This is a genomic window from Clostridium sp. AF20-7, from assembly GCF_003479275.1.
GTDB lineage: Bacteria > Bacillota > Clostridia > Lachnospirales > Lachnospiraceae > Otoolea > Otoolea fessa.
The window spans coordinates 2,501-27,158 of sequence record NZ_QUGF01000001.1 but is presented as its reverse complement, the minus strand read 5'-3'; the positions used below and the strand labels follow the sequence as shown (position 1 = coordinate 27,158).

Sequence of the window (24,658 nt, the reverse complement as noted above, 5' to 3'; positions counted from 1 at the left end):
ACTCGTTACTGTTCACGCATACGTGCCCAGTAACGGAATTTGCCGTGGCTTCGCATTTAAATACGGCAAATTCCTCCTGCCACCAGGTTTTTTTACGGCACTTTCGGTTCCAAAAGTGCCTGCCCGTGTACAGTAACTCTGAATCCGCTCGTTTCTATTTTACAGTTCTTTCTTCTCTTCCCCATGTCCCGCATGGCGGCTCTGCTCTAAGTGTACCAGCAGCACCGAAATATCCGCCGGTGACACGCCCGCGATTCGGGATGCCTGACCGATATTTGCCGGTTTATAGAGATTTAATTTCTGTACTGCCTCACGGCGCAGGCTTCCGACCGTGGAATAGTCGAAGTTTTCATCCAGCTTCCGGCCCTCCATCTTCTTGAACTGTGCAACCTGCTGCAGCTGGCGGCGGATATAGCCGTCATACTTGATGTTGATGTTGATCTGCTCGATCACATCTTCCGGAAGTTCCGGACGGTTCGGATCCAGCTCTGCCAGTGCTTCATAGCTTAACTCCGGACGGCGTACCAGCTCTGCCAGCGTTGCCGCGGTCTTGAGCGGGGTGCTTCCGTGGCGCTCTAAAAATTCCTGCACTTCTTTTCCAGCGCCAATGTTGATCTTCTCCAGACGCTTTGCCTCTTCCTCGATCATTTTTTCTTTCCAGAGGACACGCTCATACATCGCATCACTGACCAGTCCAATCTCATGCCCGATCGGGGAAAGACGCAGATCCGCATTGTCCTGACGCAAAAGCAGGCGGTATTCCGCACGCGACGTCATCATCCGGTACGGTTCATGGTTTTCTTTGGTAACCAGATCGTCGATCAAGACACCGATATATGCCTGGGAACGGTCGAGGATGATCGGTTCTTTTCCCAGCACTTCGCGCGCCGCATTGACACCCGCCATAAAGCCCTGTACCGCCGCTTCCTCATAACCGGAGCTTCCGTTAAACTGACCGCCGCTGAACAATCCCCGGATCGCCTTAAATTCCAGCGATGCCTTTAACTGGCGTGCATTGATACAATCGTACTCAATCGCATATGCATTTCGAACAATTTTGACATTTTCAAGTCCCGGTACGGTACGGTACATCGCGTACTGCACATCCTCCGGCAGGGAACTGGACATACCGCCCAGATACATTTCATTCGTATAAATTCCCTCCGGCTCGACAAAAACCTGATGACGGTTCTTATCTGGAAATTTTACCACCTTATCCTCGATCGATGGACAGTAACGCGGACCTGTTCCCTCGATCGCGCCCGAAAAGAGGGGCGATCGATCCAGGTTGTTGCGGATGATCTCATGTGTTTTCTCATTGGTATAGGTCAGCCAGCAGGACACCTGCTCCTTCTGCACCGACTCCGGATCGGTGGAAAAAGAAAATGGCACAACCCTCTCATCGCCGAACTGCTCTTCCATCTTAGAAAAATCGATGCTGCGCTTATCGACACGCGCCGGTGTGCCCGTCTTGAAACGGAACATCTCGATTCCCAGCTTTTTCAGGGAATCTGTCAGATGGTTTGCCGCCTGCAGACCATTCGGTCCGGTCGGATTGCTCACATCGCCATAGATACATCTTGCTTTCAGGTACGTTCCCGTTGCCAGCACCACCGCCTTGCAGTAATACGTCGCGCCGGAGTACGTTTTCAGTCCTTTGATCTGACCTTCTTCCACGATCAGCTCTGCCACCTCTCCCTGACGGATCGTCAGGTGATCGGTATTTTCCATGGTACGGCGCATCTGGCGGGTGTATTCCTGCTTGTCCGCCTGCGCGCGGAGCGAATGCACCGCCGGTCCCTTAGACTGGTTGAGCATCTTGGACTGTATAAAGGTTTTATCTATATTTTTTCCCATCTCGCCGCCGAGCGCATCCAGCTCGCGCACCAAGTGGCCCTTCGAGCTTCCGCCGACATTCGGGTTGCACGGCATCAGGGCGATGCTGTCCACGCTGACGGTAAACACGATCGTCTCGAGTCCCAGTCTCGCGCTTGCCAGCGCCGCCTCACAGCCGGCGTGTCCCGCCCCGACGACCGCTACATCATAATTTTCTGTTAAACAGGGCATGTTTCCTCTTTCCTCTCTATCTCTGCGTTCTATTCAAGTCGAACATCCGTGAGACTTGGCGCGTGATTCTGGTCAGCGTAAGCTGACATATTCTTTACAGAATCACTGCGCATCCTCGCGGAGCGTTTATCTCAGTCGGAGACAAGGCTTCCACTGAGACAAATTTGCTATTACTCACCACCTGAAGAGGTGGGAGTCTTCTCGACTGAGATAAACGCTACGGCTCATGCGCCGTATGTTTCGCAGCCGATTTTACTGCAGCTGCACATTTCAATTCGATCAAACGCCTTATATTCTTTCTTGTTTTCAGATCCACCCTATCATACCACAAGGAAAGAAACCTTGCAAAAAAATTGATCTATTTCCCCATACAAAAATGGCTGAAAATCTCATTCACCAGATCCTCTTCCAGTGATTCCCCAAGGATCGTTCCAAGATGTTCATAGGCATCCATCAGATCAATCGAGAAAAAATCCTCCGGCATCGCATTGTCGATGCTTGTCTCGACCAGGCGCAGGCTTTTCAGCGCCTGCTCCATCGCCGTCTTGTGACGGACGTTTGTCAGCATGACCTGATCGTTGAAATTCAGGTTTCCCTGCAAAAACATCGTCTGAATTTTTTCCTCCAATCGATCAATTCCCTGCTGTTCCTTCGCCGATACCGGGATCACTTCCTGCCCGCACGCTTCGCGAAGCGCTTCTTCTGTGAGAACCGGTTCCAGATCTGTCTTATTTAAGAGGACGATCACCTTCCGTCCCCGGATCAAATCGAGGATCTGACGGTCATTTTCATCCAGCTCCCTTGATCCATCGACCACATACAAGATCAAATCTGCCTCATCCGCAATCTTTCTCGCCCGTTCCACGCCAATCTTTTCAACGATATCCTCCGTTTCCCGGATGCCCGCCGTATCGATCAAATTTAAGCTAAGCCCGCGCAGACGGATATTTTCCTCCAGCGTATCGCGTGTCGTACCGGCGATCTCTGTCACAATCGCGCGCTCCTCTCCCAGCAGTACATTCATCAGGGACGATTTTCCTGCATTCGGCTTACCTAAGATCACGGTTTTGATCCCCTCCGTCATGATACGCCCGTTGTCAAACGTCCCGATCGACGCCTCCAGTTCCATCTCAATCGGCTGCAGCGTCTCCCGAAGGCGCTCCGGGTATCCGTCCAGGGAAATATGCTCCGGATCATCAAGTGCGGACTCAATAAAGGCGATCTCATAGATTAGTTTTTCGCGGAGTTCCCGCACTTTCCGCGACATTGAACCGCTCAACTGGCTGACCGAAGACTGCAGCGCATACTCATTTTTCGACTGGATCACATCGATCACGGCTTCCGCCTGCGAAAGATCAATTCTGCCATTTAAAAACGCCCGCTTCGTAAATTCGCCTGGTTCCGCCAGCCGCGCCCCACATTTTACCGCCAGCTCCAGAATCCGCTTCATCACCAGAACGCCTCCGTGACAGTCAATCTCTACCGTGTCCTCCGCCGTATAACTGTGCGGACCGCGCATCAAAAGAAGCAGCACTTCATCGATCCGTTCCTCTCCATCCCGAATATATCCATAATGAATCGTATACGTTTTCTGCTCTGAAAGCCTCTTCCCCGCCACCGCCGGTTCAAACATCCGCTCCGCCACCGCAACAGCGTCCGAACCGCTAATCCGGATAATCCCAATCCCCGAACTCGAAAGCGCCGTCGCGATCACGGCGATTGTATCTGTATATACCATATATATATAAATCCTTCCTTGCTTTTTATCTTCTTATTCTATACCATATGGAAGCATTTTCCCATCTTTATTTACAAATCTAGTCTAATATTTATTTCTTTTTTCATGTTTTCACGATAAACCTCTCGCGCTCGATCCCCCACAAAAAAGAAGGTCTAGATACCTCCAGACCTTCTTCGTCACACTTATTTACTTCTCATATCTCCCATACCCGTCACTTCTCTCGCGTCTGCCCTCACGCTTCAGCGAAATAATCACATGCCGGAACGGATCCTCGCCCTCGCTGCGGGTGGTGACATACTTGTCATTCTGCAGCGCTGCATGAATGATCCGTCTCTCATACGGGTTCATCGGCTCCAAAGATACGGAACGTTTCGTTCTCTTTACCTTGTAAGCAATGTTCTTTGCCAGTGTCTCAAGCGTCTCTTTCCGTCTCTCGCGGTAATTCTCGGTATCGAGCTTCACGCGGACGTAATTCTCGCTCTTCTTGTTGACAACCAGGCTGACCAGATACTGGAGAGAATCCAGGGTCTGACCTCTCTTACCGATCAAAATACCCATGTCCTCGCCGGAGAGGTCAATGTTCATCTCGCACTCTTCCTCATTGAAAGCCGCTGCGATCTTCACATCTAAGTTCATCGCATCAAATACCTGGCTTAAAAAGTCGATCGCACGATCCTCGAGCGTCTCTTTTTTCTTAGCACGGATGATCGCCGGTTTCGCGCCGATCCCCAGAAATCCGGCGCTTCCTTTTTCGACCACTTCGTACTCTAATTTATCACTGGTGGTTTCCAGTTCAATCAGTGCCTTTGTTACTGCCTCATCGACTGTCTTAGCGGTAACCGTAATCATATCCATCCTGCGCCCTCCTTCTATTTTTTCGCGTGCTTATCGTTGTACTTCTGCACCATCTTGGCCTTGGAAGCCAGACTGCCCGGCTTCGGATCGGAATTGTAAAATGCTTCAGACGCCTCCATCTGCTTTTTATTGCGGGAGATCTTGTCCTCTTTCGCCTTGCTTTCCGCATCCTCGCGTGCCTGCAGCGCCTTTAAATTCACGCTTGCCTTCTCGCTGACATTGGCCGGCGGCAGACCTTTTCTCGCTCTCTTCTTGTTCATCTTCTCCACGTTGCGGCGGATCAGATCATCGACATCGATCTTGTTCATATGTGCATTTACGATCAGCTGCTGAACGAGCTGGAATGCACCCTGAACGACCCAGTAGATACCGATCGCGGACGGCAGGGAGAAACAGAAGAATACGGACATCAGCGGCATCGTGATCATCATGCTGTTCATCATGCTCGCGCCCGGCGCGTCCTGATCCACCTGCTGTAAATTGGAAATCAGCTTGGTGGAGAGCCACTGGGTCAGACCTGCGAGGATCGGGATGATCCATGCGATCGTGATGTGGTTAAAACCGGTAAACGGCGGAGTTGCCAGATTGATGCCGAAGAAATAGTTCATCTGCTCAATCTTGCCCGCATTTTCTGCGATCGTCGAAGAGATCTGCGGGAATAAACTTTCCAGCGTATCCCATCCAGCCGGTGTCAACTTATATAACATATCTACGACTTTGTTTGCCACGGTGTAGTCTACCTTGTCCACCGCCATGCCGACACCGCTTGCCAGCTCGGAAATCTTGTTGACGTAATCCGGCTGCTCCATCAGCGGGTTCGCTACGTTGTCAAAAAAGACACGTACTGACGGTACGTATGCCGGAATGTTGTAGATAACCCGGTACAAAGCGAAGATAATCGGAAGCTGAATCGCCATCGGCAGACATCCTGCCATCGGATTCGAGCCATATTTCTCATAAACTGCCTGCATCTCAACCTGTTGTTTAGCCATCGATGCCTGATCGGTTTTTCCCTTATACCTATTCTGAACCGCCTTGATTTCAGGGTTCATAAGCGACATAAGTTTTGACGATTCCTGCTGTTTGATCGTCAGAGGAAATAACAGTAACTTTGTGATAATGGTAAACAGGATGATACACAGACCGATATTCATGATCCCCATGCTGCTGGTAATCCGGAATAAAAAGTCCATGATATAACCAAACACACTGGCGATCGGTCCCATGATCGAACCTGCCTTTGTCGCAACTAAAACGCTAACGTCCAATGAACTACCTCCTCATCCTTTACGGAACTGGATCATAACCGCCTTCTGCAAATGGATTACAGCGAAGAATCCGCTTACATGCCAAAATCATACCTTTTACAGCGCCGTACTTTTTAAGTGCCTGGATGGCGTACTCCGAGCACGTCGGCGTGTACTTGCAGTGAGGTCCTGTCATAGGGGAAATATAGAGCTGATATCCCCGAATCATCTTTATCAAGATCTTCTTAATCAATATTCTCACTTCGATTCTCCAGAATGTTATGCAGTCCGCATAAGTGCAGGTATGCACTCTCAATTTTTTTGAAGTCTGCTTCTTTCGCTGCCGGTCTGGCAACGACTACGATGTCTAATCCGAGTCTGACTCTGTCCTTATTTAACCGATAGCTCTCCCGTACCAACCTTGTCACGTGATGGCGGACCACGCTGTTTCCAACCTTTTTGCTGACGGAGATACCGATCCGAGGCTCCTTCCCGTCATCCACCCGCTTCACGTACATAACCAGAAGCTTATTGGCATAGGATTTCCCTGTCTTGTAAACCTTTTGAAATTCGCTGTTCTTCTTAATTGAATTAAAACGCTTCATTAAAATCACCAATTCCCCTGCACCGAGTGTGCATCGCAGAGCTTTTCTTAATATTCTTAGAACTTTTTCTATGAATATTAAGAAAGGCCACAATCTATAACTCGATTGCGGCCTCGTTCATTAAGCAGATAATTTTGCTCTACCTTTTGCTCTTCTGGCAGCCAGAACTTTTCTTCCACCTGCGCTGCTCATTCTCGCACGGAATCCATGAACTTTTGCTCTCTGTCTTTTCTTCGGCTGAAATGTCATCTTCATGTCTGCATACACCTCCTCATCCATAATATAGTAAGAGAAATCCATGCTTCCTCCGGTTCGCGCCGAAATCCGCATTCATCTCAACATAGTTAGACTATTGTAATTAAACATCTTCTCCATTATATAGAAGAATTCCGCATTCGTCAACCACTATTTTGATCTTTTTAATCCCCATAGATCAAAGATTTTCTGCGGTTTTTCCACCATTTCGATCCTGAGTCCCCACAGATCGATCGTCGATTGCTGTCGAGGCACCTTATTGTATACAGTATACACACCGGGACGTTTCCATTTTGTGGATAAAAAAATCCTTATTTTATCAGCATTCCCGCCACCTATTCACAGCTTATCCTCCACTTATCCACATTTTGGGGATAACTTGTGGAAAAGCCGTGGAATACGATCTGGATAAGCTTCTGATTGTTCACACCCATTCACCAAAAAGCCTTATTTTTCGGCGTTTTTTCCACGTGGATAACTGAATTTCACTTATTCACATTGCGGGTTTTTATTGAAAAATGTGGACAAATCATGTAGAATAGAACTTAGATTGGGTTATTTTGCAGTTTTGGCTGCTTTTTACGTTTAGGAGACACAGTATGATAGAGAAAATTAAGGAAAAATGGGATGAAATTCTCCTCCATATTAAAGAAGAACACGAACTGACGGACGTTTCTTTCAAAACATGGCTGCTTCCGACGCAGCCTTATTCCATGAAAGACGGCACCCTTCAGATCCTGGTTCCGGATGTGCAGTTTCTCGGCTATATCAAAAAAAAATACGGACTTTTGATCCAGATTACCATCGAAGAACTAACCGGAATCGAGTGTGAGGTCGATTTTGTCACCATCGAACAGGTCGATGAGCCGCAAAAAGAGACGGACAAAAGCCATCTGATCAACCGCCCGTCCGAGGTCAGCCGCCAGCTCATCCAGGATGCGAACTTAAATCCGCGCTACACATTCGACACCTTCGTCGTCGGCGCGAACAATAACTTAGCGCACGCCGCTTCCCTCGCCGTGGCAGAATCTCCGGGTGAGATCTACAACCCTCTCTTCATTTACGGGGGTGTAGGTCTGGGAAAAACGCATCTTATGCACTCGATCGGACATTTTATCTTAAAAAACAATCCAAAAGCGAAGGTTCTCTACGTTACAAGTGAGAAGTTTACGAACGAACTGATCGATGCGATCCGGAACAAAAACAATATTTCCACCACGGAGTTCCGTGAAAAATACAGAAACAACGACGTCCTCCTCATCGATGATATCCAGTTTATTATCGGTAAGGAATCGACACAGGAAGAATTTTTCCATACCTTCAACGCACTCTATGAAGCGAAAAAACAGATCATTATCTCCTCAGATAAACCGCCGAAAGAGATCGAGACGCTGGAAGAACGGCTTCGTTCCCGTTTCGAATGGGGCTTGACCGTCGATATCCAGTCGCCGGATTATGAAACCCGTATGGCGATCCTCCGCAAAAAAGAGGAACTCGAGGGCTACAATATAGATAATGAAGTGATCAAGTACATCGCCACCAACGTCAAGTCCAACATCCGCGAACTCGAGGGCGCCCTCACCAAGATCGTCGCCCTTTCCAAGTTAAATAACAAGGAGATCACGACGGAGCTGGCGGAGGAAGCGCTCAAGGATCTCATTTCCCCGAACGCGGAGAAAGAAGTGACCCCAGAGCTGATCATCCAGGTCGTTGCTGATCATTTCGGTATCACTCCGCTTGACATTTCCTCCCAGAAGCGCAACAAGGAGATCGTATTCCCGCGCCAGATCGTGATGTATATCTGCCGTTCGATGCTCGGAACTTCCCTGCAGAATATCGGCAAATATTTAGGCGGTCGGGATCACACGACGATCATCCACGGTCACGACAAGATCGCTGCCGATATGGAGAAAAACGAATCGCTTCGCAATACAGTGGAAATCTTAATGAAAAAGATCAGCCCACAGTAGGTTTCTTCCACAATTTCGCGTGGAAAAGTGGTTGAAAACCTGTGGATAACTTTTCCCACATTTTGCTCCATTTCAGGGCTGTGGATAATTCAAAAGTTATCCAGCCGGTTCCGGACAGTTTTACACAGCCTTTTTAACCATTCAAAAGGAGTCTGAACCCCTGTATTTTCGGGGCTGTCCGGAGAATTCCACATATTCACAGCCCCTACTACGATTGCGACGGAATTTATATATATCTTTTCTTTCCGTTCCACGTTATTTTTAGCAAAGGAGTTATCAACAAACATGAAGCTTTCATTTGAAAAAGATCATTTAATGAACGGTATCAACATTGTTCTGAAGGCCGTTCCTTCCAAAACCACCATGCCGATTCTCGAATGCATCCTGATCGATGCTGTTTCGGATGAGATCAAACTGACCGGCAACGATATGGAGCTGGGAATTGAGACGAAGGTCGAAGGAACGATCCTGGAACGTGGAAAAATCGCTCTTGATGCCAAGCTTTTTTCCGATATTATCCGCAAGCTCTCCGGCGAAAATTCTACGATCACGATCGAATCGGATGAAAAATACAACACGACGATCACCTGTGACAAGGCTATTTTCCAGATTCAGGGCAAGGACGGCGATGAATTTTCCTATATTCCCCACATTGAGCGGGATAAATTCATCACACTTTCCCAGTTTACCTTAAAAGAGATCATCCGCCAGACGATCTTCTCGATCTCGCCGAACGACAGCAACAAGATGATGACCGGTGAGCTGATGGAGGTCACCGGCAATGAACTTAAGCTCGTTTCCCTCGACGGACACCGCATGTCGATCCGCAAAGTTGCATTAAAAGAACAGTACAGTGATATAAAAGTCATCGTTCCTGGCAAGACTTTAGGTGAGATCAGCAAGATCTTAAACGGTGACAACGACTCTGAGGTACAGATTTTCTTCAGCACCAACCACATCATGTTTGAATTTGACGACACGATCGTGTTATCCCGCCTGATTGAGGGCGAGTATTTCCGGATCAATCAGATGCTTTCCTCCGATTATGAGACGAAAGTTACCTTGAACCGCCGTGATTTCATGGATGCGATCGACCGTGCGAGCATTCTCGTCCGTGAAAATGATAAGAAACCTTTGATCTTAAACTTTACCGATGAAGAAATGGAGTTAAAGATGCATTCCGCCTTCGGTACGATGGATGCCCGTCTGGCGATTACCAAGTTTGGAAAAGACCTGATGATCGGCTTCAACCCGAAGTTTTTGGGTGATGCGCTGCGAATCATCGATGATGAGGAAGTGACTCTGTACATGATGAATCCGAAATCCCCGTGCTTTATCCGGGACGAGGAGGAGACTTACATCTATCTGATCCTGCCGGTCAATTTCAATGCGGCAGCGATCTAACCTGCCATTTTTAGACATGGCAGGTGCAGGCAGACAGTGACAGAAAGGATCTGAAATAAGATGGAGATAAAACTGAGAGATGAATTTATAAAACTGGGTCAGGCGCTTAAGGCAGCTGGTCTGGTAGAGTCTGGCGTGGATGCTAAATTTGCGATTCAGGACGGGCTTGTGAAGGTCAATGGCGCGGTGGAGATGCAGCGCGGCAAGAAGCTTTACGACGGGGACAAAGTCGAGTATGACGGAGAGACCGTAACAATCACCAAATAAAGGATGGTTTCATGTTTATCGAATCGATCGAACTCAAAAATTACCGCAATTACGGGGAATTACATATGGATTTTGATCCGGGGACGAATGTTCTCTACGGGGACAACGCGCAGGGTAAAACCAATATTCTTGAAGCGGTCTACGTGTGTGCGACGACCAAGTCCCACCGCGGCAGCAAGGACAGGGAGATCATCGAATTCGGAGAGGACGAGTCCCACATCAAGATGCAGCTTCGCAAGGACGATGTGCCGTACCGGATTGACATGCATCTAAAGAAAAATAAGACGAAGGGCGTGGCGGTCAACGGGATCCCGATCCGGCGGGCGAGCGAGCTTTTCGGCATTGTTAACGTGGTGTTTTTTTCGCCGGAAGATCTGAATCTCATTAAGAACGGGCCGGCGGATCGGCGCCGTTTTATTGATCTGGAATTATGCCAGTTAAACCGGCTCTACGTCCATTCGCTGGTGCAGTACAACCGGGTGGTGATACAGAGAAATAAGCTCTTAAAGGAGCTGTTTTTCCATCCCGAGTACGAGGAGATGCTGGATATATGGGATATGCAGCTTGCTTCCTACGGGCGGGAGGTGAGCCAGTACCGGCGGGAATTTATCGGTGAATTAAACGAATTGATCCGTCCGATCCATCAGAAATTGTCGGGTGGAAAGGAAGAACTCGTCATCCAGTATGAGCCGAACACGGAGGCAGATCAGCTGGAAGCGGCAGTCAAAAAGAGCCGCGAGGCGGACCGGAAGCAGAAGACAACGCTGGTCGGACCACACCGGGATGACTTAAGTTTCTATGTCAACGGAATTGACATCCGGCGCTTCGGTTCACAGGGACAGCAGAGAACGGCGGCATTATCGCTCAAACTGGCGGAGATTGAGCTGGTTAAAAAGATCAAAAAGGAGTATCCGATCCTGCTTCTCGACGATGTTTTGTCGGAGTTAGATGGAAAACGGCAGGATCATCTGCTCGCCAGCATCCGCCACATACAGACGATCATTACCTGTACGGGCTTGGATGATTTTATCAGCCACAGCTTCCAGATAGATAAGACCTTTCGGGTCGTGAGCGGGACGGTCACCTGTGAACGTCCAAACAAGACAACTAGTCAGACATAAAACAGCAAGTGAAGGAGGAACTATGGGTTCAGAATACAGTGCAGATCAAATACAGATATTGGAGGGATTGGAGGCGGTCAGAAAGCGTCCTGGTATGTATATAGGCAGCACATCTGTAAGAGGCCTCCATCACCTGGTGTATGAGATAGTTGACAACTCCGTGGATGAGGCGTTAGCCGGATTCTGCAGTCACATCGAGGTGCAGATCAATGCGGACAATTCCATCACGGTACAGGATGACGGTCGTGGTATCCCGGTTGATACTCAGAAAAAAGCCGGACTTCCGGCGGTTGAGGTCGTATTTACGATCCTGCATGCGGGCGGCAAGTTCGGCGGCGGCGGATACAAGGTATCCGGCGGTCTGCACGGCGTAGGCGCATCGGTTGTAAATGCTCTTTCCGAGTGGCTGGAGGTTGAGATCTGCCGCGATGGAAAGGTATATAAACAGCGCTATGAGCGCGGCAAAACGATGTATCCGCTGAAAGTAGTCGGTGAGTGTGCTCCGGATAAGCACGGCACACGGGTCGTATTCCTGCCGGATAAGGAGATTTTCGAGGAAACGGTCTACGACTATGATACGTTAAAAGTACGCCTGCGTGAGACGGCATTCCTGACGAAAAACTTAAAGATCACCCTGCGGGATGACAGAGAAGTGAAGCATGAGAAGACCTTTCACTATGAGGGCGGTATCAAGGAATTTGTCACCTACTTGAACCGGAGCAATGAGAAGCTCTATGAACCGGTTATCTACTGCGAGGGCATCAAGGACAAGGTATTTGTCGAGGTGGCGATGCAGCATAACGATTCCTACACGGAAAATATCTACACCTTCGTCAATAATATCAACACACCGGAGGGCGGTACCCATCTGGCCGGCTTTAAGAGTGCTCTGACGAAGACTTTTAATGACTATGCGAAGAAAAATAAGCTTCTGAAGGAAAATGAGCCGGCACTCAGCGGTGAGGATATCCGCGAGGGCCTTACAGCGATCATCAGCGTTAAGATCGAGGAGCCGCAGTTTGAGGGACAGACGAAGCAGAAACTCGGCAACAGCGAGGCCCGCGCGGCGGTCGATGCGATCGTGAGCGAGCAGCTGACATATTTCCTGGAGCAGAATCCAACGGTTGCCAAGATCATCTGTGAGAAATCAATTCTTGCCAAGAGAGCCCGCGACGCAGCCCGCAAGGCGCGCGAGATGACGAGACGTAAATCAGCGCTTGACGGCATGGCGCTTCCAGGAAAATTAGCCGATTGTTCCGACAAGAATCCGGAAAACTGCGAGATCTACATCGTAGAGGGAGATTCCGCGGGTGGTTCTGCGAAAGAGGCTAGAAATAAATCCAATCAGGCTATTCTGCCTCTTCGAGGCAAGATCTTAAACGTAGAAAAAGCAAGACTGGATCGAATTTACGGCAATGCGGAGATCCGTGCGATGATCACGGCATTTGGTACCGGTATTCATGAAGATTTTGATATTTCAAAACTTCGTTACAACAAGATCATTATCATGACCGATGCCGATGTGGATGGTGCACATATCAGTACCCTGCTTCTGACGTTCCTGTATCGTTTTATGCCGGATTTGATCCGGGAAGGACATGTATATCTGGCACAGCCGCCGCTTTATAAGATCGAGAAGAATAAGCGTGTCTGGTATGCATACAGCGATGATGAGCTGAATTCGATTCTGACTGAGATTGGCCGTGACAACAACAATAAGATCCAGCGTTATAAAGGTCTGGGTGAGATGGACGCGGAACAGCTTTGGGAGACTACCATGGATCCGGAGCGCCGAATTCTTCTCCGTGTCCAGATCGACAGTGAGACTGCTTCGGAGGTTGATCTGACATTTGCTACCCTGATGGGGGATCAGGTTGAGCCGCGCCGTGAGTTTATCGAGGCAAATGCGAAGTACGTAAAGAACCTGGATATTTAATTAAATTTAAGTCACTTAAATCCTTTTGAGGACGAAAGGAGTATAGATGGAACCAAATATATTTGACAAAATTCATGACATTGATCTGAAAAAGACAATGGAAACGTCTTACATCGATTATGCGATGAGCGTTATTGCTGCCCGTGCACTTCCGGATGTGCGGGATGGCTTGAAACCGGTGCAGAGACGAGTGCTTTATTCGATGGTTGAGCTGAATAATGGACCGGATAAGCCCCACCGTAAGTCAGCCCGTATCGTCGGTGATACAATGGGTAAATACCACCCACATGGTGACAGTTCAATCTATGGTGCGTTGGTAAATATGGCTCAGAAATGGGCTACCCGTTACCCGCTTGTAGATGGACATGGAAACTTCGGTTCCATGGACGGCGACGGCGCCGCAGCGATGCGATACACCGAGGCAAGACTGAGCCGTATTTCCATGGAGATGCTGGCGGATATTGGCAAGAATACCGTTGATTTCATGCCGAACTTTGATGAGACTGAGAAAGAACCGACGGTTCTTCCGGCTCGTTTTCCCAATATTCTGGTAAATGGCGGCACCGGTATCGCCGTTGGTATGGCAACGAATATTCCGCCTCACAACCTGCGTGAGGTGATTGCTGCCGTTGTCAAGATCATAGACAACCGGGTGGAGGAAGACCGCCCGACTACCATCGAAGAACTGATGGAGATCGTAAAGGGACCTGATTTCCCGACAGGAGCAACCATCCTTGGAAAAGCAGGCATCGAAGAAGCGTACAGAACCGGACGCGGCAAGATCCGTGTACGGGCTGTATACAATATCGAGGCCATGGCAAATGGCAAGAGCCGTATCATCGTGACAGAGCTTCCTTATGCAGTGAATAAGGCTCGTTTGATCGAAAAGATCGCAGAGCTTGTAAAGGATAAAAAGCTTGATGGAATCACGGATCTGCGTGATGAATCCAACCGTGAGGGACTTCGGATCTGCATTGAACTGCGCCGTGATGTGAATGCCAATGTCATCATGAACCGTCTGCTGAAGCATACACAGCTGCAGGACACCTTTGGTGTGATTATGCTGGCGCTGGTTAATAATGAGCCGCGTATCTTAAATCTGCAGCAGATCCTGGAATATTACTTAAAGCACCAGGAGGATGTGGTAACCAGAAGAACCAAATATGATCTGAACAAGGCAGAAGAGAGAGCCCATATTTTGGAAGGTCTTTTAAAGGCACTGGATCATATCGATGAGGTTATTAAGATCATCCGCGGTTCTGCCAATGTTCAGGCGGCGAAAGCTCAGTTAATGGAGCGTTTTGATCTTTCGGATGCACAGGCACAGGCCATCGTAGATATGCGTCTGCGTGCTCTGACCGGTCTGGAACGCGAGAAACTGGAAAATGAATATAAAGAGCTGGAGGCAAAGATTGCAGAGTTGAAAGCGATTCTGGCAGATGAGAAGAAACTTCTGTGTGTTATCAAGGAGGAGATCTCCCTCATCGCTGATAAATACGGAGATGACCGCCGTACCGCCATCGGATATGATGAATACGATATGTCTGCGGAGGATTTGATCCCGGATGACGATATCGTTGTGACCATGACCAATTTTGGCTATATTAAGAGAATGTCCAGCGATAATTTCAAGAGCCAGAACCGCGGAGGCAAGGGAATCAAGGGCATGCAGACTATTGAGGAAGATTATATCGAAGATCTGCTGATGACCACAACCCATCATTATGTGATGTTCTTTACCAACAAGGGACGCGTATACCGTCTGAAGGGATACGAGATTCCGGAGGCAGGACGCACTGCCAGAGGTACTGCCATCGTGAATCTGCTTCCGCTGATGCCAGGCGAGAAGATCACATCCATCGTTCCTATGAAGGAGATCGATGATGAGAAATATCTCTTCATGGCAACCCGCAATGGTATGGTTAAGAAGACTCCGATGAAGGAATACAGCAATGTCCGCAAGAACGGTCTTCAGGCGATTGTACTTCGTGATGACGATGAATTGATCGAAGTTAAGGCTACCGATAATACCGAAGATATTTTCCTGATCACAAAGAAAGGTATGTGTATCCGATTCCATGAGACCGATGTCCGCGTAACAGGCCGTGTTTCCATGGGGGTTATCGGCATGAAGTTTGATGAAGGCGATGAAGTCATCGGTATGCAGATGGCCAGCCAGGGAGAATGCCTGCTGGTGGTATCGGAAAATGGTTATGGAAAACGCACTCCGATTGATGAATTTACAGCCCAGAACCGAGGCGGCAAGGGCGTGCGCTGCTATAAGATCATCGACAAAACCGGTGATTTGGTGGGTGCAAAGCTGGTAGATAATGAGCGCAAGATCATGCTGATTACCAATGAAGGCATCATCATCAAGATGGCAGTCAGCGACATCTCGATTATCGGACGCAATACCTCCGGTGTGAAGCTGATGAGTATTGATGCTGAATCCGGCATAGCAGTTGCAAGCATCGCCAAGGTGCGGGAGAGCGACAAGGATGAGGATGAAGAAGACGAATTTCTGGAGGAACAGGACGGAGAAGAAACCGAATCTGAGAATACGGAAGAATAAAAGTTACAGTTCAGCCATGCGCTGGTTTGAATGAGAAAGTGTGTTGCAAGCTTGCTTGCATAAGCACTTTTTCATCCAAATCAGCATATGGTGGACCCACCATGCTTCTTGTTTTCATGAATATGGAAACAAGAAGATGTCATGGCTGAACTGTAACGAATAAAAAGTAAAAAAGATCAGATATCCTTGATCCTTGAAAAGAAAATCATAAAAAAGAGAACATCCGGCAATTCATAAACTGGAATTAGCGGGTGTTCTCTTTTTGATCTTTATAAGGCGCAGTATTTTAACAGCGTCACAGCGTCGTTTCTCTCTGAATGAGTCGGCACCTGAATTCCTGGTAGGTAAATTCAGATTCACGGTTTTCGATCATAGCAAGAAGAAGTTTGGCAGCATACTCGCCCATTTGATCGTAGGGAATATCAATGCCGCTGATAGAAGGATAGTCCATTTCATAGAAATTCACCTCGTTCAGGAAGATATGGCGAATTCTCTGAGGGATGGAAAAGCCTGTTTTTAATATTTCACGCTGCAGCAGCAGTCCAATGTCGTAGTTTTGAGAAATGGCAAGATCAAAACTGCGGTTTTCCATGTATTTAGCTAAAAATTGCTGCAGATGAATCAGATCACGATCCTTGATAGGGCAGATCACGTGCTCCAGATGGCAGTTCGGTGCCGTCCGGCGAAGCAGGGATTCAAAAAGCGGATATTTATTATTAACTAAAAGACCGTCATTGCTGATGGAAAAATACCGCACTTCGCGGATTTCCTTTTCCAGACAGAAGGAGGCACATTCCTGCAGGGCATATTCAAATGCATGGGGGAACGGCGTTTTTTTTGAGAAAACCCCGTCCATACAGATAACCACATAGGGAATATGATTTTCATCGGCCGGTTTTGTAAAAGCAGCGTGATCATCGTTGGAAATAAAAATGAGTCCATCGATCACGTTGGAATAATAGCTTTTGACATAATCCGGAGAAGAATCTATATCATCCATTTCATTGAAAATCGTGATGGTATAGTCGATCTGGGACAGGTACTGGCTGATTCCGGTAAAAGCATTTAAGAAAGCCTGGCGGCTGTAATCCTTTGCACATACAATTCCGATGGACGTGCAGTTTTTGGTCCGCATGCTTTTGGCGGAAGCATTGGGATAGTAGTGAAGTGTTTCAACGGCATCTAAAACCTTGCGTCTGGTTTCCTCACTGATCTTCTGATTCTGGCGATTATTGATTACATAAGATACAGTCGCCTGAGAGACTCCGCAGAGTTTTGCGATGTCTTTTGCAGTAACATTTTTTTTCATAATTTTGTAGACTCCTTATAACACTTTTACAGTTTATTAAATTTCTCTAAAAATGTCTATAGAAATTCACTAAAATACACAATAATTTAATATTACTAAAAAAACAATTGAAATGCCGATCCTTTTGTGATATTCTAACAATACAAAATTTACTTATACGTATAAGTTAGGAATGGAGGAAAAAATGGGAAAAGCAAACGAACAAGCAAAAGATAAGCCTTCGTTATTAAACCGCTGGCTGAACGGAATTGAGAAAGTCGGAAATAAACTTCCGCATCCGATTTCTATTTTTGCAATTTTAGTTCTCTTTGTTATCGTTCTTTCTGCTGTCTGTGAGATGGCTGGAGTTTCGGCAACAGGTGAACTGGTTAACCGTTCTAAGGGAGTCGTAGAGACTCAGACGGTTCAGGCTGTCAGCCTTTTGAATGGTGAGGGGCTTGTGTATATGCTGACACATGCAATCACTAACTTTACAGGATTCGCTCCTTTGGGAGTTGTCCTGGTAGCTATGTTTGGTATCGGACTTCTGGAGGACAGTGGTTTAATCGGAGGCGCATTAAAGTCTGCTGTAGAGGTTACTCCGGCTAAGTTAATTACTCCGATGATCGTATTCTTAGGCGTTATGTCCAATCTGGCCGATGCAGTTGGATACATCGTTCTGATTCCGATCGCAGCACTGATGTTCATGGCATACAATCGTCATCCGGTAGTTGGTATGGCTGCAGCATTTGCAGGTGTATCCGGTGGTTTCTCTGCAAACTTATTAATCGGTACTCTGGATCCGCTTCTTTGCGGTATTACCAACGAGGCTGTAAAGATGGTAGACCCGACTTATGTAGTTGAGCCGACCGGAAACTGGTACTTCATGATGGTGTCTACCTTCCTGATCACAATTTTAGGTACTATCATCACTGAGAAAGTCGTTGCACCGCGTTTTGGTGAGTATCACGGCAATGGGGAAGAGAATGAAACAAGCTCTGAATATAAATTAAACGACCAGGAAAGAAAAGCTCTGAAAGTAGCTGGTTTAACCTTACTGGTTATGATTCTGGTTCTGGTAGCTTTCTGTCTCCCGGCTAACTCTGTTATGAGAGCTGAGGATGGAACACTGTTAGGAAACTCTCCGTTTATGGAGGGCATCATCCCGATTATCACTGTACTTTTCTTCGTACCGTCTGTTGTATATGGTCATATGACTGGTGTATACCACGGAGAGAAGGATGTCTGCAACGCTATGGGACGTGCCATGGGAACCATGAGCTCCTACATCGCTCTGACCTTTGTGGCAGCACAGTTTATTAACTTCTTTGGTTATACCAAATTAGGAACGATCCTTGCATTAAAGGGAGCTGAGTTCTTTAGAAACTCTGGTATTGGAACTATCCCGACCATGATCTTATTCGTTCTTTTTGCAGCATTCATCAACCTGTTCATGGGTTCTGCATCTGCAAAATGGGCTCTGATCGCTCCGGTATTCGTACCGATGTTCATGCTGTTAGGTTACACACCGGAGTTCGCTCAGGTTGCTTACCGTATCGGTGACTCCTGTACAAACGTTATCACTCCGATGATGTCCTATTTCGCAATGATTATCGTATTCATGAAGAAATACGATAAAGAGGCTGGTATTGGAACTCTGGTTTCCACCATGCTTCCGTACAGTATATGCTTCCTGATTGGATGGAGTATCCTGTTAGTATTATGGATCGTACTTAACCTTCCGTTAGGACCGGGCGTTGGAATGTTTCTTGGCTAATGGGGTTGAATCGTTACGATAATTTAAATAACTAGAATTAAGATGTACTCTGGGAATGTTTTATGCGGAATGCATAGACATTCCAGGAGTACATATTTTTTCAAAAAAATCGTATGAAGGAGGAAATAATGAACCAGACAAATGTAAAAATTGGACAATTAAGAGATCGCATGAAAGAACTGGGAATCGATGCATACCTGGTTCCGACTGCGGATTTTCATGAATCTGAGTATGTAGGCGAATTCTTTAAATGCCGTCACTTCCTGACCGGTTTCAACGGAACCGCTGGAACGGCTGTTATCACTATGGACAAAGCCGGACTCTGGACAGACGGAAGATACTTTGTACAGGCAGAAGAGCAGCTTTCAGGCAGTGAGATCAAATTATACCGCATGGGTGAACCTGAATTCCCGACTCTGGACGAGTTTTTAGAGGAGGAGCTTCCGGTTGATGGATGCCTTGGATTTGATGGCCGTGTTGTAAACTCTGAGCTGGGGTATGGTCTTCAGAACTTACTGCAGGAAAAAAATGTAACAATCAACTGCAGCAAGGATCTGGTAGGTGAGATCTGGACTTCCCGTCCGGCTATGTCCTGCGAGCCTATCTGGAGCCTGGATGTAAAATATGCCGGAAAGAGTACCGTAGAGAAACTTTCAGATCTTCGTGATGCCATGAAGAAAAATAAAGCACAGATTCATCTGATGACGGCTCTGGATGAAATTGCATGGTTATTCAACCTTCGTGGAAACGATATTGTAAATAACCCGGTATTTCTGTCCTATGCACTTATTACACAGGATGAAGCCTATTTATACGTACAGAAAGAAGCTATCAAAGAAGATACTAAGATGGGAAAAGAGGTTTGTGCGGCTTTAGCTGAGGCAAAGGTTCAGGTAAAAGAGTATGCGGAATTCTTACAGGATGTGGCAGCCCTGAAGAATGAGAAGATTCTTCTGGAACGCAAGAAAGCAAGCTTTGCTGTATGCGAGAGCATTGATGCTTCCTGCCGTATCATAGACGAGATGAATCCTTGTGCGACCATGAAGGCTGTTAAGAATGCGACCGAGATCGAAAATATGCGTAGGGCCCATTTAAAAGATGGCATTGCTGTTACCAAGTTTATGTACTGGCTGAAGCATACCATCGGAACCTGCGATATGACAGAGATGACAGCGGCTCATAAAATTGAAGAACTGCGAGCAGAGCAGGGCAATTATATCGAGCCAAGTTTCGTAACCATTGCAGCTTACAAGGAAAATGCAGCAATGTGCCATTATCATCCAAGCGATGAGGTATGCAAGAAATTAAAACCGGAAGGTCTTCTGCTGGTAGATTCCGGCGGACAGTATTTAGAGGGAACTACTGATATCACAAGAACCTATGCGTTAGGACCTCTGACCGAGAAGGAAAAAGAGTACTACACAATCGTAGCAGCCGCTATGCTGAAGGTATCAACCATGAAGTTCCTTCACGGCTGCCGGGGAATCAACTTAGACTACACCATCCGTGAAGCATTCTGGAAACGTGGTCTTGATTTTGCACATGGTACCGGACATGGTGTTGGATATCTTTCTAACGTACATGAGAGACCGAACGGACTGCGCTGGAAGGTTGTTCCGGAGCGTCAGGACAGCGCTGTGATCGAGCCGGGCATGATCTGCTCCGATGAGCCGGGTCTGTACTTTGCAGGCGATTTCGGAACCAGAACAGAGAATCTGATCTTATGTGTCGAGGATGAGAAGAATGAGTACGGACAGTTCCTGAAGTTCGAATTCCTGACCAAGGCGCCGATTGACTTAGAGGCACTGGATACACGTTTCATGGATGACGCGGATATCGAGCGCTTAAATACATACCATAAAGACGTGTACGAAACCATTTCTCCGTACATGAATGACGAAGAAAAAGAGTGGTTAAAACACGTGACAAGAGAAATTTCAAGATAATATGATGTTACAGTTTAGCCATGCGCTGGTTTGAATGAATATGGAAACAAGAAGATGTCATGGCTGAACTGTAACAATATAATACCTCCTGAATAGATAGAAATAAATTCAAGTCGAACGTCCGTGAGACTTGGAGCGTGATTCTGGTCAGCAAAGCTGGCATATTCCTATCAGAATCACTGCGCATGAGATCAAAATCTATTCAGGGGGTATTTTTATTACATCTATTCAGAAATGATTGCAAGATTATTTAATTTCTATTATGATGATATAAGAGTCATTAATGATTAAGAGATGCGGTTCTGTCAGCAGGGGCAGATAAAAATTTCATGGAAGAAGGGTAGTTTTCAAATGAGAAGAATCAATGTTGAAACCATTACACAGAATATCAAAGAAATGTGCATTGAGGCCAACCATTTTCTGTCACCGGATATGAAAAAGGTGTTTGATGAGGCGGCAGCGAGTGAAGAATCTCCATTGGGACGTCAGATTTTAGGCCAGCTGGAAGAAAACTTATGTATCGCTGGTGAGGAGATGATTCCGATCTGCCAGGATACCGGAATGGCAGTTGTGTTTATCAAGGTGGGACAGGATGTACATCTGATTGGCGGTTCGCTGACCGATGCCATCAATGAAGGCGTGCGCCAGGGATATGTAGACGGATATCTCCGTAAATCTGTAGTAAAGGATCCGATTTACCGTGAGAATACGAAGGATAATACACCAGCTATCATTCATTATGAGATCGTAGAGGGTGAGCAGGTAGAGATTACGGTGGCTCCGAAGGGATTCGGAAGTGAAAACATGAGCCGTGTGTTTATGCTGAAACCGGCAGATGGAATCGAAGGAGTCAAGGATGCCATTTTGACAGCGGTGCGGGATGCAGGACCCAATGCCTGTCCTCCGATGGTAGTAGGTGTCGGAATCGGCGGAACCTTTGAAAAGTGTGCAGAGATGGCGAAGCACGCGCTGACCAGAAATCTGGAAGAGGAATCACCGGTTGAGTATGTGCGTGACCTGGAAAAAGAAATGCTTGAAACGATCAATAACCTTGGAATCGGTCCTGGCGGTTTAGGCGGACGGACAACCGCCCTGGCTGTCAATATTGAAACCTACCCGACCCATATTGCAGGGCTGCCGGTAGGCATCAATATCTGCTGTCATGTAAACCGTCATGCGCACAGAGTGATTTGATGAATATTTTTAGGATTGCGAAAGTGCGAAGCACATAGCAATCCGGTATCAAAAGGGAAAAAATCTCTTGTGACCCAAACATCATTTGATAGTATAAAGAATGTACTCTCGGAGTTTTTCCTGCACAAAAAGATACCGAGAGCACATAAGATAGATTTGGAGGAAAATATGGATAGAACAATCACAGCTCCAATTGACAGGGAGACATTAAAAAGCCTGCATGCAGGTGATTATGTATATATAAGCGGAACCATCTATACGGCACGTGATGCAGCTCATAAGCGCATGATAGAGACGCTGGATGAAGGAAGAGAACTTCCCCTTGATCTGAAAGATAATGTAATTTATTATATGGGACCGTCACCGGCCAGAGAGGGCCGTCCGATTGGTTCTGCAGGTCCGACCACAGCCAGCCGTATGGATAAATATACTCCAAGACTTCTGGATCTCGGCATGGGAGCCATGATCGGAAAAGGAAAGAGAAGCCAGGCAGTCATCGATGCCATCGTTCGCAATGGTGCCGTTTATTTTGCGGCAGTGGGCGGAGCCGGAGCAATTCTTTCAAAGTGCATTAAGGAATCGGAAGTGATTGCATACGATGATCTGGGAACAGAGGCGATCCGAAAATTGACGGTAGAAAATATGCCTATGATTGTGGTAATTGATTCCGAAGGAAACAATCTTTACGAGACCGCAGTAAAGGAATATCAGAGATAGGATAATAAGATATCAGATGTGGGATGACTCCCATCCCGCAGCAAGAATGCAGATGCATTTTTGAGTTTTATGAAGAGAGGTTATTGGCTGTTTTGCAAATAACCTCTCTTTTGTCGTGAAGAATAAAGTTATAATTGATAGAGATAAACCATGATTGGCATGGTTATCATACAAAGCAGAGTGGTAATTACGTTAATGGCACCAGCATAGCGGGCATCTTTTCCATATACCTGGGCCATCTGCGTGATTGTGGAGGCGGATGGGGTGATTGTGGCTAACAGGGTGACAAGCAGAATTTGTGAACCATTCTCAGCAAAAGAAGCGAGGCCGCTGAATTTAAGAAGTAAAATTGTCAAAAGCGGTACACCGATGAGTCGCAGAATCGTGACAAGTCCAATATGGGGAAAAGCCAGAATTTCCTGGGGCGTGGTTCCGGCAATCAGCATTCCTGAGATCAGCATGGCCAAAGGACCAATCATGCTTCCCAGGGAGTGGACAGCGCTGTCCACTGGATCGGGAAGTGAAATCTGTGCCAAGAATAGAAAAATACCGAATAAAATGGCAATCATATTTGTATTTGTTATGATTTTTTTAAAATCAGGCTTCTTTTCTTCACAGATCATCATTTTGCCATGACTCCAGAGAAGAAAAAGCTGTACAGAGACGTAGGCGCTGGAATAAATAACCCAGTCTGGTCCTAGAATAGAGGAAACAAGCGGTATAACAAGATTTCCTGCATTAGAGTAGATGATAGAGGCTTTTTCAACTCCGTTAAGATGAAGAAGAGGTCCTATAAAGTAAAAAAGGACAATCAGGATGAGATGGATCAATACAGCAGCAGCCACCGCCAAAAGAAGCCCATTTAGGATGGAAGGGCTGCAGCTGACCTGAAAAGCAGATAAAATCGAACAGGGGACTACGATATAGACAGACAGGCGTGAAAGAATGCGGCTGTCATCTGAGCGGCAAATGCCAGTCTTTACCAAAACAAAGCCTAAAAACATGATGATAAATAATGCCGCAATTTTACCAACTAAAATTCCAATGGACATAATACTTTTGCTACCTCCTCATAACAGGGCATAGAGACAGAATATTTTTTTGCAAGTCGGAGTGGCTCCATGACAAGTCCGTCCAGTTCCGATGGTTTTCCTTCCATTATGTCACGCTGCATGGAAGTGGTGGCATCGGCAGATAAGTTGGAAAGAATCTCCAGATTTATTTTTACATAGTCTTTTTCAAAGGGATATCCCATGGCAGCAGCCAGAGCGCTGATTTCACGAATCATGGATTTAAATAATTCACGGGCAGGTCCTTCCTTTTGAAAATCTCCGGCCACGGCATGAAGGTAGACTCCAGCAGCTCCGATAGGGGAGACATAGGAAAATTTCTCCAAAGCATCCCTTTGGATATGGGTGGATAAAACTCCATCGATACCGCTTTCGCAAAGATCCGATTGAATGGCTGATAAAATCGGAGAAATATAGGAAGGATCCCTGGGACCGAAGACAACCCTTAAGATAGGACCGTGCTGAACCAGAACACCGGGATGTTCTAAGGATGCAGAAACATAGATGCATCCATCCAGAACGGTACAATCCGGTAATTCTTTCTGCACCCTGGCACCGGTTCCATATATATTTAAGATGGGAATAATAATTGTGCGGGGACCAGTGGTCTGTCGGATAAAAGGAAG

General features: G+C 46.9%; 20 protein-coding genes (1 of these 20 only partly in view). 10 read left to right on the top strand and 10 right to left on the bottom strand.

Translation table 11 applies throughout. The features are described from left to right. Positions 1-159: 159 nt before the first annotated feature. The 7 genes from mnmG to rpmH all read right to left on the bottom strand — a co-directional run bounded on the left by mnmG (position 160) and on the right by rpmH (position 6,770). Positions 160-2,067, bottom strand: coding sequence for a tRNA uridine-5-carboxymethylaminomethyl(34) synthesis enzyme MnmG (gene mnmG / locus DWX68_RS00115; protein WP_117796776.1), 1,908 nt, complete (start codon positions 2,065-2,067; stop codon positions 160-162). A 358-nt stretch (positions 2,068-2,425) separates the two neighbouring features. Next, a complete protein-coding gene (gene mnmE, locus DWX68_RS00110) occupies positions 2,426-3,805 on the bottom strand; it encodes a tRNA uridine-5-carboxymethylaminomethyl(34) synthesis GTPase MnmE (RefSeq protein ID WP_118628337.1) in 1,380 nt (459 codons plus the stop codon). A 189-nt stretch (positions 3,806-3,994) separates the two neighbouring features. Next, positions 3,995-4,663 (bottom strand): RNA-binding cell elongation regulator Jag/EloR, encoded by a 669-nt coding sequence (gene jag, locus DWX68_RS00105; protein ID WP_107000956.1) that lies wholly within the window; start codon positions 4,661-4,663, stop codon positions 3,995-3,997. Positions 4,664-4,677: 14 nt separating this feature from the next. After that, positions 4,678-5,931 (bottom strand): YidC/Oxa1 family membrane protein insertase, encoded by a 1,254-nt coding sequence (locus DWX68_RS00100; protein WP_333489788.1) that lies wholly within the window; start codon positions 5,929-5,931, stop codon positions 4,678-4,680. Positions 5,932-5,950: 19 nt separating this feature from the next. Then, positions 5,951-6,160 carry a membrane protein insertion efficiency factor YidD gene (gene yidD / locus DWX68_RS00095; RefSeq protein WP_333489800.1) on the bottom strand — a complete coding sequence of 70 codons (210 nt, stop codon included), beginning with the start codon at positions 6,158-6,160 and terminating at the stop codon, positions 5,951-5,953. After that, complete coding sequence (rnpA, locus tag DWX68_RS00090) at positions 6,156-6,515, bottom strand: ribonuclease P protein component (protein ID WP_107000958.1); 360 nt, start codon at positions 6,513-6,515, stop codon at positions 6,156-6,158. Before rnpA ends, yidD begins: the two co-directional genes overlap by 5 nt. A 120-nt stretch (positions 6,516-6,635) precedes the next feature. Beyond that, a complete protein-coding gene (gene rpmH / locus DWX68_RS00085) occupies positions 6,636-6,770 on the bottom strand; it encodes a 50S ribosomal protein L34 (protein WP_087225913.1) in 135 nt (44 codons plus the stop codon). 599 nt (positions 6,771-7,369) lie between these two features. Here rpmH and dnaA point away from each other — a divergent pair. From dnaA to gyrA, 6 genes are all read left to right on the top strand, one after another. Next, positions 7,370-8,740, top strand: a complete 1,371-nt coding sequence (gene dnaA / locus DWX68_RS00080; RefSeq protein WP_022358493.1) for a chromosomal replication initiator protein DnaA — start codon at positions 7,370-7,372, stop codon at positions 8,738-8,740. Between the two features lie 285 nt (positions 8,741-9,025). Continuing rightward, a complete protein-coding gene (gene dnaN, locus DWX68_RS00070; RefSeq protein WP_022358494.1) occupies positions 9,026-10,144 on the top strand; it encodes a DNA polymerase III subunit beta in 1,119 nt (372 codons plus the stop codon). Between the two features lie 60 nt (positions 10,145-10,204). Then, complete coding sequence (locus DWX68_RS00065) at positions 10,205-10,411, top strand: RNA-binding S4 domain-containing protein (protein ID WP_107000960.1); 207 nt, start codon at positions 10,205-10,207, stop codon at positions 10,409-10,411. Positions 10,412-10,422: 11 nt separating this feature from the next. Further along, a complete protein-coding gene (recF, locus tag DWX68_RS00060; protein WP_117796771.1) occupies positions 10,423-11,532 on the top strand; it encodes a DNA replication/repair protein RecF in 1,110 nt (369 codons plus the stop codon). Positions 11,533-11,554: 22 nt separating this feature from the next. Then, entirely contained in the window at positions 11,555-13,468 is a 1,914-nt protein-coding gene (gene gyrB / locus DWX68_RS00055) for a DNA topoisomerase (ATP-hydrolyzing) subunit B (protein ID WP_107000962.1), read from the top strand. 46 nt (positions 13,469-13,514) lie between these two features. After that, complete coding sequence (gene gyrA, locus DWX68_RS00050) at positions 13,515-16,040, top strand: DNA gyrase subunit A (protein WP_117796769.1); 2,526 nt, start codon at positions 13,515-13,517, stop codon at positions 16,038-16,040. Between the two features lie 295 nt (positions 16,041-16,335). On the opposite strand, the gene DWX68_RS00045 is transcribed toward gyrA, so the two are convergent. Next, positions 16,336-17,349, bottom strand: a complete 1,014-nt coding sequence (locus DWX68_RS00045; protein WP_117796768.1) for a LacI family DNA-binding transcriptional regulator — start codon at positions 17,347-17,349, stop codon at positions 16,336-16,338. 184 nt (positions 17,350-17,533) lie between these two features. On the opposite strand from DWX68_RS00045, the gene DWX68_RS00040 reads away from it, so the two are divergent. The 4 genes from DWX68_RS00040 (at position 17,534) to DWX68_RS00025 (ending at position 22,962) form a co-directional block, all read left to right on the top strand. Further along, positions 17,534-19,105: an AbgT family transporter gene (locus DWX68_RS00040; protein WP_107000965.1), complete on the top strand. Its 1,572-nt coding sequence runs from the start codon at positions 17,534-17,536 to the stop codon at positions 19,103-19,105. Positions 19,106-19,233: 128 nt separating this feature from the next. Continuing rightward, positions 19,234-21,051, top strand: a complete 1,818-nt coding sequence (locus DWX68_RS00035; protein ID WP_107000966.1) for an aminopeptidase P family N-terminal domain-containing protein — start codon at positions 19,234-19,236, stop codon at positions 21,049-21,051. Positions 21,052-21,402: 351 nt separating this feature from the next. Beyond that, positions 21,403-22,245 (top strand): fumarate hydratase, encoded by an 843-nt coding sequence (locus DWX68_RS00030; protein ID WP_022358414.1) that lies wholly within the window; start codon positions 21,403-21,405, stop codon positions 22,243-22,245. A gap of 150 nt (positions 22,246-22,395) precedes the next feature. Next, the gene (locus tag DWX68_RS00025; RefSeq protein ID WP_333549073.1) at positions 22,396-22,962 is read left to right on the top strand and encodes a Fe-S-containing hydro-lyase; all 567 of its coding nucleotides are present in this window, start codon (positions 22,396-22,398) and stop codon (positions 22,960-22,962) included. Positions 22,963-23,090: 128 nt separating this feature from the next. On the opposite strand, the gene DWX68_RS00020 is transcribed toward DWX68_RS00025, so the two are convergent. Next, a complete protein-coding gene (locus DWX68_RS00020) occupies positions 23,091-24,014 on the bottom strand; it encodes an AEC family transporter (RefSeq protein ID WP_118469372.1) in 924 nt (307 codons plus the stop codon). After that, positions 23,996-24,658: the 3' portion of a 2-dehydropantoate 2-reductase gene (locus DWX68_RS00015; protein WP_118628336.1), read on the bottom strand. Its footprint extends 270 nt past the window's final position; the window shows 663 of its 933 coding nt (coding positions 271-933); its start codon lies off the right edge, out of view; the stop codon is at positions 23,996-23,998. The genes DWX68_RS00020 and DWX68_RS00015 overlap by 19 nt, the downstream gene beginning before the upstream one ends.